The 13,857-nt window shown below is 58.8% G+C and carries 11 protein-coding genes; 9 read left to right on the top strand and 2 right to left on the bottom strand.

Features of this window, described 5'->3' with window-relative positions:
* The first annotated feature begins 55 nt into the window (after window positions 1-55).
* The 6 genes from thiB to ilvN all read left to right on the top strand — a co-directional run bounded on the left by thiB (window position 56) and on the right by ilvN (window position 5,624).
* The gene (thiB, locus tag FCL49_RS15435; protein ID WP_174354252.1) at window positions 56-1,042 is read left to right on the top strand and encodes a thiamine ABC transporter substrate binding subunit; all 987 of its coding nucleotides are present in this window, start codon (window positions 56-58) and stop codon (window positions 1,040-1,042) included.
* Window positions 1,018-2,625: a thiamine/thiamine pyrophosphate ABC transporter permease ThiP gene (thiP, locus tag FCL49_RS15430; RefSeq protein ID WP_174354251.1), complete on the top strand. Its 1,608-nt coding sequence runs from the start codon at window positions 1,018-1,020 to the stop codon at window positions 2,623-2,625. The genes thiB and thiP overlap by 25 nt, the downstream gene beginning before the upstream one ends.
* A complete protein-coding gene (thiQ, locus tag FCL49_RS15425; RefSeq protein ID WP_135315086.1) occupies window positions 2,612-3,316 on the top strand; it encodes a thiamine ABC transporter ATP-binding protein ThiQ in 705 nt (234 codons plus the stop codon). The genes thiP and thiQ overlap by 14 nt, the downstream gene beginning before the upstream one ends.
* An 88-nt stretch (window positions 3,317-3,404) precedes the next feature.
* Window positions 3,405-3,521, top strand: coding sequence for an ilvB operon leader peptide IvbL (gene ivbL / locus FCL49_RS15420; protein WP_208295193.1), 117 nt, complete (start codon window positions 3,405-3,407; stop codon window positions 3,519-3,521).
* Between the two features lie 111 nt (window positions 3,522-3,632).
* A complete protein-coding gene (gene ilvB, locus FCL49_RS15415; RefSeq protein ID WP_174354250.1) occupies window positions 3,633-5,327 on the top strand; it encodes an acetolactate synthase large subunit in 1,695 nt (564 codons plus the stop codon).
* A 3-nt stretch (window positions 5,328-5,330) separates the two neighbouring features.
* Window positions 5,331-5,624, top strand: coding sequence for an acetolactate synthase small subunit (gene ilvN, locus FCL49_RS15410; RefSeq protein ID WP_174354249.1), 294 nt, complete (start codon window positions 5,331-5,333; stop codon window positions 5,622-5,624).
* 27 nt (window positions 5,625-5,651) lie between these two features.
* Here the strand turns inward: ilvN and FCL49_RS15405 are convergent, their stop codons facing one another.
* Complete coding sequence (locus FCL49_RS15405; RefSeq protein ID WP_174354248.1) at window positions 5,652-6,422, bottom strand: DedA family protein; 771 nt, start codon at window positions 6,420-6,422, stop codon at window positions 5,652-5,654.
* Window positions 6,423-6,607: 185 nt separating this feature from the next.
* Here FCL49_RS15405 and FCL49_RS15400 point away from each other — a divergent pair, with 185 nt between their 5' ends.
* The 3 genes from FCL49_RS15400 to rluA all read left to right on the top strand — a co-directional run bounded on the left by FCL49_RS15400 (window position 6,608) and on the right by rluA (window position 12,852).
* Window positions 6,608-8,971 (top strand): DNA polymerase II, encoded by a 2,364-nt coding sequence (locus FCL49_RS15400; protein ID WP_174354247.1) that lies wholly within the window; start codon window positions 6,608-6,610, stop codon window positions 8,969-8,971.
* Window positions 8,972-9,237: 266 nt separating this feature from the next.
* Entirely contained in the window at window positions 9,238-12,144 is a 2,907-nt protein-coding gene (gene rapA / locus FCL49_RS15395; RefSeq protein WP_174354246.1) for an RNA polymerase-associated protein RapA, read from the top strand.
* A 57-nt stretch (window positions 12,145-12,201) separates the two neighbouring features.
* A complete protein-coding gene (gene rluA, locus FCL49_RS15390) occupies window positions 12,202-12,852 on the top strand; it encodes a bifunctional tRNA pseudouridine(32) synthase/23S rRNA pseudouridine(746) synthase RluA (RefSeq protein ID WP_174354245.1) in 651 nt (216 codons plus the stop codon).
* Between the two features lie 48 nt (window positions 12,853-12,900).
* On the opposite strand, the gene djlA is transcribed toward rluA, so the two are convergent.
* Window positions 12,901-13,722 carry a co-chaperone DjlA gene (djlA, locus tag FCL49_RS15385; RefSeq protein ID WP_135315080.1) on the bottom strand — a complete coding sequence of 274 codons (822 nt, stop codon included), beginning with the start codon at window positions 13,720-13,722 and terminating at the stop codon, window positions 12,901-12,903.
* Window positions 13,723-13,857 lie beyond the last annotated feature (135 nt).

Here is a 13,857-nt window from a genome sequence, read left to right as displayed (position 1 = left end):
GCCGCCGCTAGCCCCCTCAGATACCCTTGCCCCCCTAAATTTTCAGGAGTGCAAAGTGGTCAAGAAAAGCCTGCCCTTATTACTGTTGTTGTGCGCTGCACCGGTGTTCGCCAAACCGGTGCTGACGGTCTACACCTATGATTCCTTCGCTGCCGACTGGGGCCCCGGCCCGGCGGTCAAAAAGGCTTTTGAAGCCCAGTGCGACTGTGAGCTGAAGTTTGTCGCGCTGGAGGACGGCGTTTCGCTGCTTAATCGCCTGCGCATGGAAGGAAAAAACAGCGCCGCCGACGTGGTGTTGGGGTTGGACAACAACCTTCTGCAGGCCGCACAACAAACCGGTTTATTCGTGCCGAGCAACGTCGACAGCACCAAGCTGAGCGTCCCCGGTGGCTGGCAGGATAAAACCTTCGTGCCTTATGACTACGGCTATTTTGCCTTCGTTTACAACAAAGAAAAGCTGAAGAACCCGCCCAAAAGCCTGCAGGAACTGGTCGACAGTGACCAGAACTGGAAAGTGATTTACGAAGATCCGCGTACCAGCACGCCGGGCCTCGGCCTGCTGTTGTGGATGCAGAAAGTCTATGGCGACAAGGCTTCCGAAGCCTGGCAAAAGCTGGCGAAAAAAACCGTCACCGTGACCAAGGGCTGGAGTGAAGCCTACGGCCTGTTCCTGAAGGGCGAAGGCGACCTGGTACTCAGCTACACCACCTCTCCGGCCTACCATCTGATTGAAGAAAAGAAAGACAGCTATGCCGCCGCTAACTTCAGCGAAGGCCACTACCTGCAGGTCGAGGTAGCTGGCAAACTCAAGGCCAGCAAACAGCCGGCGTTGGCAGAGCGCTTTATGCAATTTATGGTGACCCCGGCGTTCCAGAACAGCATTCCCACCGGCAACTGGATGTATCCGGTGATCAAAACCCAGCTGCCGGCCGGGTTTGAGCAAATGACCGTACCGCAGACCGCGCTGCAATACAGCGCTGAAGAAGTGGCCAAACAACGCGGCAACTGGATCCGGGCATGGCAAACCGCCGTCAGCCACTGATCCCGCGCTGGCTATGGCCGGGGCTGCTGGCTTCCGGTCTGATCCTGACCATCGCCGTACTGGCGATGGGTTCGCTGTGGCGACACGCGCCGGAAAGCGACTGGCAGGGTCTGTGGCAGGACAGCTACCTGTGGCATGTGGTGCGTTTCACCTTCTGGCAGGCGTTGCTGTCGGCACTGATCTCGGTGCTGCCCGCTATCCTGCTGGCGCGAGCGCTGTTCCGCCGCCGTTTCCCCGGCCGCCAGTTACTGCTGCGGCTGTGCGCCATGACGCTGGTGCTGCCGGTGCTGGTGGCGGTATTCGGCCTGCTTAGCGTGTATGGCCGACAAGGCTGGCTGGCCGAAATATGTGGTTGGCTCGGCATTAACTACAGTTTCTCCCCCTATGGCCTGCAGGGCATTCTGCTGGCCCACATGTTCTTCAACCTGCCGCTGGCGACCCGCCTGCTGCTACAGGCGCTGGAAAACATCCCGGTCGAACAGCGTCAACTGGCAGCGCAGCTTGGCATGAATGGGCGGCAGCAGTTCCGCTTTGTCGAATGGCCGGCGCTTCGCCGCCAGATCCTGCCGAGCGGCGCGCTGATCTTTATGCTGTGCTTTGCCAGCTTTGCCACCGTGTTATCACTGGGCGGCGGGCCGCAGGCCACCACCATCGAACTGGCGATCTACCAGGCGCTCAGCTATGACTACGATCTCAGCCGCGCCGCGCTGCTGGCGCTGATCCAACTGGCCTGCTGCCTGGGGCTGGTGGTGCTCAGCCAGCGGTTAAGCCAGGCACTCCCCGTAGGCAACACTCACGCTCACATCTGGCGTAATCCGCAAGACAGCCTGTGGCGTCGCGTTAGCGATTTTCTGCTGATCGCTGCCGCCCTGCTGCTGCTGTTACCCCCGCTGCTGGCGGTAATTGCCGACGGCGCCAACCAAAGCCTGGTCAGCGTGCTGCAACAACGGGTGCTGTGGCAGGCCTTATTCACCTCGTTACGTATTGCTCTCGGTGCCGGTGCGCTGTGCGTGGTACTGACCATGATGCTGCTGTGGAGCAGCCGTGAGCTGAAGTTGCAACAGCGGCTGCGCTGGGGCCAGCGACTTGAGCTGAGCGGTATGGTGATCCTGGCAATGCCGGGCATCGTGCTGGCGACCGGTTTTTTCCTGCTGTTGAGCGATACCGTCGGGCTGCCGCAGTCGCCGTATGCGCTGGTGATCCTCACCAATGCGCTGATGGCGGTGCCCTACGCGCTGAAAGTGCTGGAAAACCCGATGCGTGACCTGGCCGAACGCTACAACCCACTGTGCCTGTCGCTGGATATCCACGGCTGGCAGCGACTGCGGCTGATCGAACTGAAAGCCTTGCGCCGCCCACTGGCCCAGGCACTGGCCTTCGCCTGCGTACTGTCGATTGGCGATTTCGGCGTCGTCGCCCTGTTTGGCAACGAACACTTCCGCACTCTGCCTTACTACCTGTATCAACAGATCGGTGCCTATCGCAGCAATGATGGCGCGGTCACCGCCCTGTTGTTGCTACTGTTGTGTTTCCTGCTGTTTACCCTGATCGAACGCTTACCGGGCCGCCATGATAGAGCTTGAAAAACTGACCTACCTGTATGAACACCTGCCAATGCGCTTTGACCTGCGCATTGCGCCGGGCGAACGTGTCGCGGTGCTTGGCCCCAGCGGTGCGGGCAAAAGCACGTTGCTCAGCCTGATTGCCGGGTTCCTGCCGGCTGCCAGCGGCAGGTTGCGGCTCGACGGCAGCGATCACACCGCCACGCCACCGGCCAAACGTCCGGTCTCGATGCTGTTTCAGGAAAACAACCTGTTTGCTCACCTGACGGTAGAACAGAATATCGGGCTGGGTCTGGATCCGGGGCTGCGGCTCAATGAGCAGCAAAAGCTGCAGTTGGCGCAGATTGCCCGCCAGGTGGGGTTGGAAGAACATCTGCCGCGTCTGCCGTCTCAGCTTTCTGGTGGCCAGCGCCAGCGTGCCGCGCTGGCGCGCTGTCTGATCCGTCAGCGGCCGATCCTGCTGCTCGACGAACCTTTTTCGGCGCTCGATCCGGCATTACGCAATGAGATGCTGCAACTGCTGCAGGAGGTGTGCGACCAACGTAACCTGACGCTGCTGATGGTATCGCACAATCTGGATGACGCTGCGCGTATCGCCCCGCGTACCTTGCTGGTGGTCGATGGCCGCATTTTTTACGACGGTCCCACCCAGGCGCTGCTGGACGGCAGCGCACCGGAAGCCAGAGTGCTCGGCATTTCACACAAAGCGTGATCCGCAGCGCGTTTTTTATGCTGCGCAAATAAACCTGTTGTGCGAATTTTGCGCCTGTGGTTTTATAAAATCCTGACTTTTTTTACTGATGATAAGGTTCCCTGTGATCGCATCCTCGCTGACTTCGACCCTACTAGTTACCGCGCTACCAGCCGCGGTGATGGTCGTCGTGCGTGTGGTGGTGGTCGTCGGCAATGCGCCGTAGGGTCCGAATCAACGCATCGATTCCCAAACCCCGCCGGCGCAAACCGGGCGGGGTTTTTAGTTTCAGCCCCCTGCCCAGAAAAGCGAACCGGCCTTGAGAAAGGATAGGAACATGGCAATTTCGGGCACGCCACAGCAAGGCAACAGCTTCACCGGCGCACAGTTGATCGTCCACCTGTTGGAGCGTCAGGGCATCACCACCGTTGCCGGCATTCCCGGCGGCGCTGCGCTGCCGCTGTATGACGCACTGAGCCAAAGCACCCGCATTCATCACGTACTGGCACGCCACGAACAGGGCGCGGGCTTTATGGCACAGGGCATGGCACGCGCCAATGGCAAGGCGGCGGTGTGCATCGCCTCCAGCGGGCCGGGTGCCACCAACCTGGTCACCGCCATCGCCGACGCCAAGCTCGATTCCATCCCGCTGGTATGTATCACCGGCCAGGTGCCGTCTTCAATGATTGGTACCGACGCCTTCCAGGAAGTTGATACCTACGGCATCTCGATTCCTATCACCAAGCACAACCATTTGGTCCGCGATATCCGTGAACTGCCGCAGGTGATCTGCGACGCGTTCCGTATCGCCGAATCCGGCCGCCCTGGCCCGGTGTGGATCGACGTGCCGAAAGACGTGCAAACCGCAGTGATCACTCTGGATGAGCTGCCGCCGATCGCCATTCCCGATGCGGCACCGGCCTTTGAAGCCTCTGCCGTCACCCAGGCCGCCGCGATGATCAACCAGGCCAAACGCCCGGTGCTGTATCTGGGTGGCGGCATCATCTGCGCCAATGCTTACCAACAGGCGATTGAGCTGGCGGAACGCGCCAACCTGCCGACCACCATGACGCTGATGGCGTTGGGTGCGATGCCGGTGCAGCACCCGCTGTCGCTGGGCATGCTGGGGATGCATGCCGCACGCAGCACCAACTTTATTCTGCAAGAGGCCGATCTGCTGATCGTACTGGGCGCCCGCTTTGACGATCGGGCGATTGGCAAAACCGAACAGTTCTGCCCGAACGCCGCCATCATCCACGTGGATATCGACCGTGCCGAACTGGGCAAGGTGAAACAGGCCAACATTGCCATTCACGCCGACGTTGGCCAGGTATTGCAACAGTTGTTACCACAGATTGAGGCACAGCCGCGCAGCGAATGGCTGGACACCGTCAACGGCCTGAAGCGCGAGTTCCCATTCAACATGCCGGATGCCGAAGATCCGTTGAGTCATTACGGGTTGGTGCTGGCTGCTGCGCGCTGCGTGGATGAAAGCGCCATTATCACCACCGACGTGGGCCAGCATCAGATGTGGGTGGCGCAGGCCTACCCGCTGAGCCGTCCGCGCCAGTGGCTGACCTCCGGTGGATTGGGCACCATGGGCTTCGGTCTGCCGGCAGCGATAGGGGCAGCCCTGGCCGAACCGCAGCGCAAGGTGCTGTGCTTCTCCGGTGACGGCAGCCTGATGATGAACATTCAGGAAATGGCCACCGCCGTCGAGCATGATCTGGACGTGAAGATTATCCTGATGAACAACCAGGCGTTGGGGCTGGTGCATCAGCAGCAGACGCTGTTCTACCAGCAGCGCATCTTTGCCGCCGCCTATCCCAAGCGTACCGACTTTATCAAGATTGCCGCCGGTTTCGGGCTGGACACCTGTGATTTGAATGCCGCAGAAGATCCGCAAGCCGCGCTGGCCGAGGCGATCCAACGGCCTGGCCCTTGTCTGATCCACGCGCTGATTGATATCAATGAAAAAGTCTTCCCGATGGTGCCGCCGGGTGCCGCCAACATCGACATGATTGGAGAATAAGCCATGTCAGAACAATTCAATAATCCACAGGTGATCCTGGAACTGACGGTACGTAACCATCCCGGCGTGATGTCGCACGTGTGCGGTCTGTTTGCCCGCCGTGCCTTCAACGTAGAGGGTATTTTGTGTCTGCCGCTGAAAGACGGCAAACAGAGCCGTATCTGGCTATTGGTGGCGGACGATCAGCGGCTGGTGCAGATGATTAGCCAGGTAGAAAAACTTGAAGATGTACTGCAGGTAAAACGCCACAGCGAGGACGTGCGGGTGTTCGAACAGTTGGAAGCCTTCTTCCAGTAAAGCACAGAGGGGCGTTACGCCCCCTTGTTACTGCCCCGCCAGCACCTTCCAAAGTAAATGCCGGTAAACCGGCATCAGCGGCTGTTGGGACAGGTAATAAAAGGCGCCGAGCGCCAGGATCCAGCTCAGCACGCAGGCTATCCGCAGCCGCAGTGGCGACAAAAAGTTGCTCAAGCGGTCGGCGCTGCGTTTACCTTCACGCCACCAGCGCCAGCTCAGCCAGGCGGCCAGCCAAATCAGCATCGCCACCGCAAACAACAACCATTTGAATAAGGCGCTGTTGGCGCTGGCAGGAATGTCGATGGCCACGCCGGCCAGAATACCCGGGAAGAAATAGACCGGTGGCCAGGTGATGCAACCGATAATGTTCGGCAATGCGAATTTGTACGGCGGTAAGTCCAGCATCCCGGCCACCATTGGCACCAGCGGACGCGTCGGGCCGATAAAACGACCAATCAGAATGGTTGCCATACTGTGTTGATGGAGCGCATGCTCAGTCTTGTCGAGCATCGCCTTGTTCTTTTTCAGGAACGACCAGCGGTGCAACGGCCCCTTGAATGCGCGGCCGATAAAGTAGGAGATCCAGTCCCCCAGCAGGCAACCGACGATCCCCGCCGCCCAGGCATAATAGAAGTCGACCTGGCCGCTGCCGATCAGCGCGCCGATGCTGGCCATCATCACCGTACCGGGCAGCAACAGCCCTACCAGCGCCAGTGATTCCAGAAACGCGACGAACATGACGACCATCAAAGTGAAAGCCAAAGACTGGGTAATCAAATGCTGTAAATAGGCTTCCATTAAACCTCTGTTGGTTATCCAAAGCGCGTGGGCGTGGGATTGTCAGGTGCGGCCGGGAACGAGTCAACCGGTGAATTGTATGCGTTTTTGGCAGAACTGTGCGGCAATGGACAATTACTGTATAAAAACCCATACTATAATTTATCTATTCCCCCCCTTTAGCTTAGCTTGTCAGGAACTGCGTGATGTCACTCCAACAGGGTTTCTTGCTCACCCGCCACTGGCGTGATACGCCCGCCGGCACCGAGGTGGAGTTTTGGCTGGCGACCGAGAACGGCCCGCAGCAACTTCGCCTGGCACCGCAGACTTCGGTCGCCTTTATCCCGGCCGAACAGCGCCAACGCGCCGAGCTGTTGCTGCGGGAAGAGCGGCAATGGGAGCTGAAACCGCTGCCGCTGACCGATTTTCATCATCGCCCGGTGCTGGGGCTGTATTGCCGTCAGCATCGTCAGTTGATCAAACTGGAAAGGCTGCTGAAAGACGGTGGCGTCAATCTCTACGAGGCCGATATCCGCCCGCCGGAACGCTACCTGATGGAGCGTTTTATCACCGCGCCGGTGTGGTTCAGCGGCCAGGCCAACGGCAACGGCCCGCTGATCAACGGCCAAATGAAACCGGCACCGGAATATCGCCCAACCTTGAAACTGGTCTCGCTGGACATTGAAACCACCGCCCACGGCGAGCTGTACTCGATCGCGCTGGAAGGCTGCGGTCAGCGCCAGGTGTACATGCTCGGGCCGGCCAACGGGGGCAATGAACCGCTGGATTTTGACCTGGAGTACTGCGTCAGCCGCCCGCAAATGCTGGAACGGCTGAATCAGTGGCTGGAGCAGCACGATCCCGACGCCATCATCGGCTGGAACCTGGTGCAGTTCGATTTACGGGTCCTGCAAAAACACGCTGAGCGTTACCAGATCCCGTTAAAACTGGGCCGCGGGGGCAACCTGCTTGAATGGCGTGAACATGGCTTCAAGCAGAACCACTTTTTCGCCTCCGCCGCCGGGCGGTTGATTATCGACGGTATCGAGGCGCTCAAATCCGCCACCTGGAACTTCCCTTCTTTCAGCCTCGAACATGTGTCGCAGACGCTATTGGGAGAAGGCAAGTCGATCGACAATCCCTACCAGCGAATGGCGGAAATCGACCGGCGCTTTGCCGAAGATAAACCGGCGCTGGCGCGTTACAACCTGAAGGACTGCGAGCTGGTCACCCGAATCTTTGCCAAAACCGATTTGCTGACCTTCCTGCTGGAGCGCGCCACGGTGACCGGGCTGGCGGCCGATCGCAGCGGTGGCTCGGTGGCCGCTTTCAGCAATCTGTATATGCCGCGTATGCACCGGCTGGGTTTTGTCGCACCCAACCTTGGCGAGCAGCCGGAAGAACACAGCCCCGGCGGCTTTGTGATGGATTCACAGCCCGGCCTGTATGACTCGGTACTGGTGCTCGATTACAAGAGCCTGTACCCATCAATCATCCGGACCTTCCTGATCGACCCGGTCGGGCTGGTGGAAGGCATGCAACATCCCGGCGACGCCGATTCGGTGCCCGGTTTCCGCAACGCCCGTTTCTCGCGCAACAAACACTGCCTGCCGGCGATTGTTGAGCAGATCTGGCAGGGCCGCGAAGCGGCTAAACGACAACAGAACAAAGCATTATCCCAGGCATTGAAGATCATCATGAACGCGCTTTACGGCGTACTGGGATCGAGCGGCTGCCGCTTTTTCGATCCCCGGCTGGCATCGTCGATCACCCTGCGTGGTCATGAGATCATGCGCCAGACACGCGAACTGATTGAGGCTCAGGGATATCAGGTGATCTACGGCGATACCGATTCCACCTTCGTCTGGCTCAAACAGCCGCATGACGAGCAGCAGGCGGCGCAAATAGGCCGGAAATTGGTCGAACAGGTGAACCAATGGTGGCAACAGCATTTACAGCAACAGTACGGGCTGGAAAATGCGCTGGAACTGGAGTTCGAAACCCATTACTCACGTTTCCTGATGCCCACCATTCGTGGTGCCGAACAGGGCAGTAAAAAACGTTATGCCGGGCTGATCGCCAAGCCGGATGGCAGTGAAGAGATGGTGTACAAGGGGCTGGAAACGGTGCGCACCGACTGGACACCGCTGGCGCAGCAGTTCCAGCAGCAGCTTTACCAACGCATTTTCAAGCGCCAGCCGTATCAGGATTTTGTGCGTGAATACGTTAGCCAAACGCTTAACGGCGATTTCGACGATCGGCTGGTCTACCGCAAGCGCCTGCGCAGAAAGCTGGACGAATATCAACGTAACGTCCCGCCACATGTTCGCGCAGCCCGCATCGCCGACGACTATAATCGTCAGCAGGGGCGACCGCTGCAATACCAGAACGGCGGCTGGATCAGCTATGTGATGACCGTGGCCGGGCCGGAGCCGCTGGAAACCCAACAGTCGGCGATTGATTACCCCCATTATCTGGAGCGCCAGTTGGAACCGGTGGCTGACGCCATACTGCCATTTTTGCATGACGATTTTACTACGCTGGTGACAGGGCAGATGGGCCTGTTTTAGCATTAACCCCGCTCAGCGGGCGTTGGCGAAGGGTTAAGAAAATTCATCGGGTTTTGCAGGTGACGAACGCGCCGCCTTCCATTACCATAGCGCCCTTCCCAAATTCTGGACCACACTCCACCCATGCCGTCTCACGATGTATGCATGGGATGAATAGCTATTGCCCGCCATATTAAAATAAATCGGGATTAGCAGACGTTTGATACGGGTGCCGCGGCCCTCTCGCCCGGTAACAAGACTTACTTAAAGAATCGAGCCGACAATATATGCCTTTTACACTTGGTCAACGCTGGATCAGCGACACGGAAAGCGAATTAGGATTGGGAACCGTCGTAGCGCTGGATACGCGCATGATTACCCTGCTTTTCCCCGCCACCGGCGAAAACCGCCTGTATGCCAGAAATGACTCGCCAATCACCCGCGTGATGTTCAACCCGGGCGACACCATCAGCAACCACGAAGGCTGGGAGCTGCAGGTGGAAGAGGTCAAAGAGGAAAACGGCCTGCTGACCTATATTGGCACCCGCCTGGATACTCAGGAAAGCGGTGTGGCCATGCGTGAAGTGCTGCTGGACAGCAAACTGACCTTCAGCAAGCCGCAGGACCGTCTGTTTGCCGGCCAGATCGACCGTATGGACCGTTTCGCCCTGCGTTTCCGTGCGCGCAAATACCAAAGCGAGCAGTATCGTCTGCCGTTCGCCGGCCTGCGCGGCATGCGCGCCAGCCTGATCCCGCATCAGTTACACATCGCCTATGAAGTCGGCCAGCGCCATGCGCCGCGCGTACTGTTGGCAGATGAGGTGGGTTTGGGTAAAACCATCGAAGCCGGGATGATCATTCACCAGCAATTGCTGGCAGGCCGCGCCGAGCGCGTCCTGATCGTGGTGCCGGAAACCCTGCAGCACCAGTGGCTGGTCGAAATGATGCGCCGCTTCAACCTGTATTTCTCACTGTTCGACGACAGCCGTTACTCCGAGGCCAAGCTCGACAGCAGCAACCCGTTTGAAACCGAACAGTTGGTGATCTGCTCGCTGGACTTCGTCCGTCGCAACAAGCTGCGTCTGGAAGAACTGGCCGACGCCCAGTGGGATCTGCTGGTGGTCGATGAAGCCCACCACCTGGCCTGGAGCGAAGAGGCACCCAGCCGCGAGTACCAGGTCATCGAGCAACTGGCGGAGCACATTCCCGGCGTGCTGCTGCTGACCGCCACCCCGGAACAGCTCGGCCAACAAAGCCACTTTGCCCGCTTGCGCCTGCTGGATCCGAACCGTTTCCACGACTACCAGGACTTTGTCGCCGAACAGCAGAAATATCGCCCGGTGGCCGATGCCGTCACGCTGCTGCTGAGCGGTGAACGCCTGGCCGATGACAAGCTGAACCTGCTGGGTGAGCTGATCGACGAACAGGACATCGAACCGCTGCTGAAAGCGGCCAACAGCGACAGCGACAACAGTGAACAGGCGCGTCAGGAACTGGTCACCATGCTGATGGATCGCCACGGCACCAGCCGCGTGCTGTTCCGTAACACCCGTAACGGCGTCAAAGGCTTCCCGCACCGTTTCCTGCACCAGATCAAGCTGCCGCTGCCGACCCAGTACCAGACCGCGATTAAAGTGTCCGGCATCATGGGCGCGAAGAAAACCGTTGAGGCGCGCGCACGCGATATGCTGTACCCGGAGCAAATCTATCAGGAATTCGAAGGCGAGAACGCCACCTGGTGGAACTTCGATCCGCGCGTTGAGTGGCTGCTGAATTACCTGGTGGCTAACCGCCACGAGAAAGTACTGGTGATCTGCGCCCATGCCGCCACCGCGCTGCAGCTTGAACAAGTGCTGCGTGAACGTGAAGCGATCCGCGCCGCCGTATTCCACGAAGGCCTGTCGATTATCGAACGCGACCGCGCCGCCGCCTACTTCGCCTCTGAAGAAGATGGCGCCCAGGTGCTGTTGTGCTCGGAGATCGGCTCAGAAGGCCGCAACTTCCAGTTCGCCAGCCACCTGGTGATGTTCGATCTGCCGTTCAACCCGGATCTGCTGGAACAGCGTATCGGCCGTCTGGACCGTATCGGCCAGATGCATGACATTCAAATCATGGTGCCTTATCTGGAAAACACCGCTCAGGCGGTGCTGGGCCGTTGGTTCCACGAAGGGCTGGATGCCTTCGAGCATACCTGCCCGACCGGCCGTACCATTTATGACAGCGGCTACGAGCAACTGATTGGCTTCCTGGCGGCACCGACCGAGCAGGAAGGGCTGGATGAGTTCATTCACCACTGCCGTCAGCAGCACGACCACCTGAAAGTGCAACTGGAGCAGGGCCGTGACCGCCTGCTGGAAATGCACTCCAACGGCGGCGAGAAAGCGCAGGCGCTGGCAGAGGCCATTGCCAATCAGGACAACGACGTCAATCTGGTGGGCTTTGCGCTTAACCTGTTCGATATCGTCGGCATCAACCAGGACGATCGCAGCGACAACCTGATTGTCCTGACGCCATCCGACCACATGCTGGTGCCGGACTTCCCGGGCCTGCCGCAGGACGGTTGTACCGTGACCTTCGATCGCGAGCAGGCGCTGTCGCGTGAAGATGCGCAGTTCGTCAGTTGGGAACACCCGATTATTCGCAACGGCCTGGATCTGATCCTGTCCGGCGATACCGGTAGCTGTGCAGTTTCCCTGTTGAAAAACAAAGCGCTGCCGGTCGGTACCCTGCTGGTCGAACTGATCTACGTGGTTGAGGCGCAGGCACCGAAGCACCTGCAACTGACCCGCTTCCTGCCACCGACACCAATCCGTATGCTGATGGACCGCAAAGGCACCAATCTGGCAGCACAGGTTGAATTCGAAAGCTTCAACCGTCAGTTGAACGCGGTTAACCGCCATACCTCCAGTAAACTGGTCAATGCGGTACAACAGGATGTGCATGCCATGCTGCAACAGGCGGAAAGCCTGGTTGAAGAGCAGGCTCGTGCATTGATAGAGCAGGCGAAACAGGAAGCGGATGACAAACTCAGCACCGAGCTGGCGCGTCTGGAAGCCCTGAAGGCGGTCAACCCGAACATCCGTGATGACGAAGTCGAAGCGCTGGAGTTCAACCGCAAGCAGGTGCTGGTTAACCTCAATGAAGCAGGATGGCGTCTGGATGCGATCCGTCTGGTCGTTGTGACCCACCAGTAATCTGTGCGACGGGGAACTGCAGTTCCCCGTATCGTCACTTTCAGCGGAGCCAACAAGATGGAACCCTACAATCCCCCGCAAGGCCCGATGCATATTCTGTATCAGGATGAGCACATTATGGTGGTCAACAAACCGAGTGGCCTGTTGTCGGTACCTGGCCGCGCCCCGGAAAATAAAGACAGCCTGATGACGCGCATCCTCGCGGATTACCCGGCGGCAGAATCGGTGCATCGCCTGGATATGGCAACCAGCGGTGTGATTGTGGTGGCACTGAACAAGGCGGCGGAGCGTGAGCTTAAGCGCCAGTTCCGCGATCGCGAGCCGAAGAAGTCTTATATCGCCCGCGTATCGGGCCATCTGGAGCACGATGAAGGCCTGGTGGATTTACCGCTGATTTGTGACTGGCCGAACCGGCCGTTGCAGAAGGTGTGTTTCGAGACGGGCAAAGCGGCGCAAACCGAGTATCTGGTGCTGTCACGCGACGCCGATGGCAGCACGCGGGTAAAACTCATGCCGATTACCGGCCGCTCGCATCAGTTACGTGTGCATATGCTGGCGCTGGGCCACCCGATCCTCGGTGACGGTTTCTACGCCCCGCCGGAAGTCAAAGCCATGGCGCCCAGGTTACAGCTGCATGCCCAGGAACTGCGGATTACCCACCCGGCGTTCCAGACGCCAATGCACTTTCGCGCCGAACCGGATTTCTGAAAACGGGCCCAGCATGCTGGGCCCCTATCGGGCATTCAGAACCCAGACTTACTTGAAGCCTTTCTCACGCTTGATCAGGTCATATGCGGCCTGAATTTCCTGCGCTTTCTGCTTGGCCATTTCCATCATTTGCGGCGGTAAACCTTTTGCCACCAGCTTATCCGGATGGTGTTCGCTCATCAGCTTGCGGTAAGCGCGCTTGATGGTGGTGGCATCGTCGCTGCTGCTGACACCCAGCACTTTGCAAGCATCCTCCAGCGTCGGCCCACGTTGCGCCTGCTGGAAACCACCGTGCGAGTAACCGCCCTGCTGACCGCCGCCAAACTGGCGCCCGCCTTCCATCATGCTGAGGAATTGATCGAACTGCGCACGCGAAATGCCCAGCTCTTCAGCAATCACATACAGCACCTGCCGCTCGTTGGGATGCAGCGAACCGTCGGCGAATGCCGCCTGGATTTGAATTTCCAGAAACATCCGAATCAGGTCAAAACGGCCAAAACAAATGCTGCGGAACTGCTGCAGCGTTTCTCTCAGCGGAAACTGGCTCTGCTTGCCTTCACGAAATGCCTGCTGCGCCGCGGTACGGGCTTCTCCGTGCAGTTGCAGACGATCCATAAACAGGCTGGCGATCTGAATATCCGCCTCGGTAACACGTCCTTTTGATTTGGTCAGGTGACCCATCACCTGAAAAGTGGTGCGGAAAAACAGCGTTTGCCGCGTTTGCTGGCCGGCGAAAAAGCCCCGGCTACGCTTATTACTGCGCGCAGTATCGATCATATGACCGACAATCAGCCCCAAAACTACACCCCAGAATCCCGCGCCAGCCCAAACGGCCACGATGACCCCGAGCAGTTTTCCCCAATACTGCATATACTCCTCAATTATCATGCCGAAAGCCGACTGCTCCCTTCCGTCTTAGGTAAGGGTTAAGGCGATTTTTCTCAGGATTTGGATTATCATACCTGTCATTTATCTTTGCGCCTATCGACGACGCAAGTAAACGGC

The sequence above is a fragment of the Serratia proteamaculans genome (assembly GCF_013337185.1).
Taxonomy (GTDB): Bacteria; Pseudomonadota; Gammaproteobacteria; order Enterobacterales; family Enterobacteriaceae; genus Serratia; species Serratia proteamaculans_D.
The sequence above is the reverse complement of the archived record's forward strand: the minus strand, read 5'-3'. Positions and strand labels throughout refer to the sequence as shown.